The following is a 3,065-nucleotide window of genomic DNA, read 5'->3' as shown; positions in this document are numbered from 1 at the left end:
GACGAGCCCACCGGCCAGCGCGCGATCCTTTTGGTGACCGACGGGGCACCCGCCGACATCGACGTGCACGATCCCAAGTACCTCGTCGAAGATGCGCGCGAAGCGGTGGCCGAGGCGCGCGGCGCGGGCGTGCGCACCGCCTGCATCGCGGTCGATGCCGCGGCCGACGCCTATGTGCGGCGCATCTTCGGCTGGCGCAACTATTGCATCGCCGACGATGCGCGCAGCCTGCCCGCGCGGCTCGCGCGCATGAGCGCGCGGCTGGCCGCGGCCCACTGACGAAAGCATCGAACTGCGATAGGGTGGAGCCCCGAACGAATCCCACACGAGACAGAAAAGACATGACGGCCCCTCACCCCTCACGGACGACCGCCCATGGCTGACAAGGATCCCATCCGCGTCGGCATCCTCTATTCGGAAACCGGCGTCACCTCGACCATCGGCCTGTCGCAGCTGCAGGGCGCGCTGCTCGGCATCGAGGAGATCAACGCGGCCGGCGGCATCGACGGCCGCGAGCTGGTGGCCGTGCGCCACGACCCGCAGTCGAACCCGGCGCGCTATGCGCAGCTGGCCGAGAAGCTGATCGTGCAGGACCGGGTCAACGTGATCTTCGGCTGCTACATGTCGAGCAGCCGCAAGGCGGTGATCCCGGTGATCGAGAAGTGGAACAAGCTGCTGTTCTATCCGACGCTCTACGAGGGCTTCGAGTACTCGGGCAACGTGATCTACACGGGCGCGGCGCCCAACCAGAACAGCGTGCAGCTCGCGGAGTTCATGACGACGAACTTCGGCGCGCGGGTCTACCTGATCGGCTCCGACTACATCTACCCCTACGAGTCGAACCGGATCATGGGCGAGCTGGTGATGCAGCGCCCCGGCAGCGAAAAACTCGGCGAGCACTACGCGGCGCTCGACGCGACCGAGAAGGACTACCGGGCCATCATGGCCGACATCCGCGACAAGCAGCCCGACTTCATCTTCTCGACGGTGGTGGGCGACTCCACCGCGAGCCTGTACCGCGCCTATGCCGAGGCCGGCTTCGACCCGAAGCGCATGCCGATCGCGAGCCTCACGACCTCCGAAGCCGAGATCTCGCAGATGGGGCGCGGAGTGGCGACAGGGCACTTCACGGCGGCACCCTACTTCCAGTCGATCGACTCGCCGGCCAACCAGCGCTGCCTGGCGCAACTGCGCGCCCGCTTCGGCGACGGCTGCGTACCCAACCTGTGCTGGGAAGCCGCCTACTTCCAGATGCACATCTACGCCAATGCCTTCGCGCAGGCGGGCAGCGACGGGATCGCGGAGATCCTGCCGCACATCCTGGGGGCCGAGTTCGATGCGCCGCAGGGGCGGGTGAAGATCGATCCCACGAACCACCACACCTGTCTCTATCCGCGCATCGGGCGCGTGGATGCGCAGGGGCAGTTCACCATCGTTCGGCAGGCTACGCGTGCCGTGTATCCCGATCCCTATCTGGTGACGCATTCGCTCGGGGACTGGACGGCTCGGCTCGATACGCTGGAGGTCTAGGTGGAACGTGCTTTCTACCGTTGTGAGGGGGCTCACGCCGACGGGGTACTCCCCTCCGCGAATGTCCCCCGGCCTGCGGCCTCCTCCTTTATTTCGCTGCGGGGAGTACCCCATCGACGTGAGCCTGGGCACGACGGTCGAACCGGCCGCACAACCCGAGCGTCCCCGTGCACAGGGCAGTGGGTGCTTCCCGCAGCGAAATCAAGGAGGAGCCCGAAGGGCGGGGGACATTCGCGGAGGGAAGTACCCGCTGTCCTGTGCACGCGCCCCGAACAAAAGCCTCAAGACCAACAACAAGAGGCCTGAAAGTGGAAAGCCCCCCCAAGAGACACACCCTGCGCGTGACCCCACCGCAGCTCAAAGAACTGCGCCTGCTGAAGATCGCAGTCATCCACCCCGACGACAGCGACGGCCGCCAGCTCACCCAGCAACTGCAGCGCATCGGCTGCCAGGTGCAGGCCTTCTGGCCGCCGGTGCAGGCGCTGCCCGAGGGCATCGACGTGGCTTTCATGGCGGTGCAGCCCGACTTCATCAACCTGCGCTTCGAATGGACCAAGAGCGATGATGCGCCGGCCATCATCGCCGTCGTGACCTACGAGAACCCGACCATCGTCGAGGCCGTGCTCGAGATCGGCGCCAAGGCCGTGCTGCCCTCGCCGGTGCGCTCCTTCGGACTGTTGTCGGCGCTGGTGGTGGCGCGCGAGGCGCACAAGCAGAACCGCTCGCTCGCGCGGCGCCTGCGCAAGACCGAGGCCAAGCTGCTGGGCGTGCGGCAGCTCGCGGAGGCCAAGGCGATTCTCATGAAGACGCACGGCGTGTCGGAAGGCCAGGCCTACGACCTGATCCGCGAGCAGGCGATGAGCAAGCGCACCACCATGGAAGAGATCGCGGCCGCCATCGTCAACGCCAACGAGATCCTCTCGCTCGGCGCGCGCAAGCCCGAGGCTTCGTGAGGCCGTTCAGGCCTGGCGGAAACCCGCCAGCACCTCGAGCACCCGCAGCGTGGCGCCGTCGAGCAGCGCACGCGGCCGGTGCGCGATGCACAGGCGGCGCGTGAGCTTCGGCACGATCGGCAGGATCTGCATGCGCTCCCCGAGCGCCGCGTCGGTCGTCGGCTGCAGCGGCAACAGCGCGGCGCCATAGCCGGCCGCCACCAGGCTGCGGATGGCCGCGTCGTAGTTGAGCTCGATGCGCGCGCGCGGCGCGAAGCCCGCGGCCGCGAACCACTCCATCGTGAGCCGGTACATGTGGGTGGTCGCGTCGTTGAAGATCAACGGCTGCTCGGCCAGCCAGGCCGGCGTGACGCGCCTGGGCGCCTTCGTGCGCTGCGGCACGAAGGCCATCATCGGCTGCGTGCGCCAGGGCGTGAACACCAGGTCGCGCAGCGGCGGCTGCGGCAGCGCCACCAGGCCGATGTCGAGCGTGCCCGCGGCCAGCCGCGCCAGCGCCTCGCCCGAGCCGAGGATCGCCACCTCGACGTCGATGCCCGCGTCCTGCGCGCCCAGCGCCTCGAGCACCTGCGGCAGCAGGTCGAC

At 68.2% G+C, this 3,065-nt stretch carries 3 protein-coding genes and 1 pseudogene; 3 read left to right on the top strand and 1 reads right to left on the bottom strand.

The window, feature by feature from the left end; genetic code table 11:
• The 3 genes and pseudogenes from AC27VN_RS37355 to AC27VN_RS37345 form a co-directional block, all read left to right on the top strand.
• Positions 1-279: pseudogene (locus AC27VN_RS37355) on the top strand (hypothetical protein); the annotation flags it as partial.
• A gap of 96 nt (positions 280-375) precedes the next feature.
• Positions 376-1,530 (top strand): ABC transporter substrate-binding protein, encoded by a 1,155-nt coding sequence (locus tag AC27VN_RS37350; protein WP_203203608.1) that lies wholly within the window; start codon positions 376-378, stop codon positions 1,528-1,530.
• 308 nt (positions 1,531-1,838) lie between these two features.
• A complete protein-coding gene (locus AC27VN_RS37345) occupies positions 1,839-2,483 on the top strand; it encodes an ANTAR domain-containing response regulator (protein ID WP_490879911.1) in 645 nt (214 codons plus the stop codon).
• 6 nt (positions 2,484-2,489) lie between these two features.
• On the opposite strand, the gene AC27VN_RS37340 is transcribed toward AC27VN_RS37345, so the two are convergent.
• Positions 2,490-3,065 (bottom strand): LysR family transcriptional regulator substrate-binding protein (locus tag AC27VN_RS37340; RefSeq protein WP_490879910.1); only part of this gene is annotated, 576 nt, incomplete at its 5' end.

It is taken from the genome of Variovorax sp. 20P10.2.4, from assembly GCF_058244205.1.
This window is presented reverse-complemented; position numbering and strand designations above follow the sequence as displayed.

What these genes read in the sequence shown, in the direction of transcription:
- AC27VN_RS37350 (WP_203203608.1), top strand. Translation starts at nt 376, where the DNA reads ATGGCTGACAAGGATCCCATCCGCGTCGGCATCCTCTATTCGGAAACC.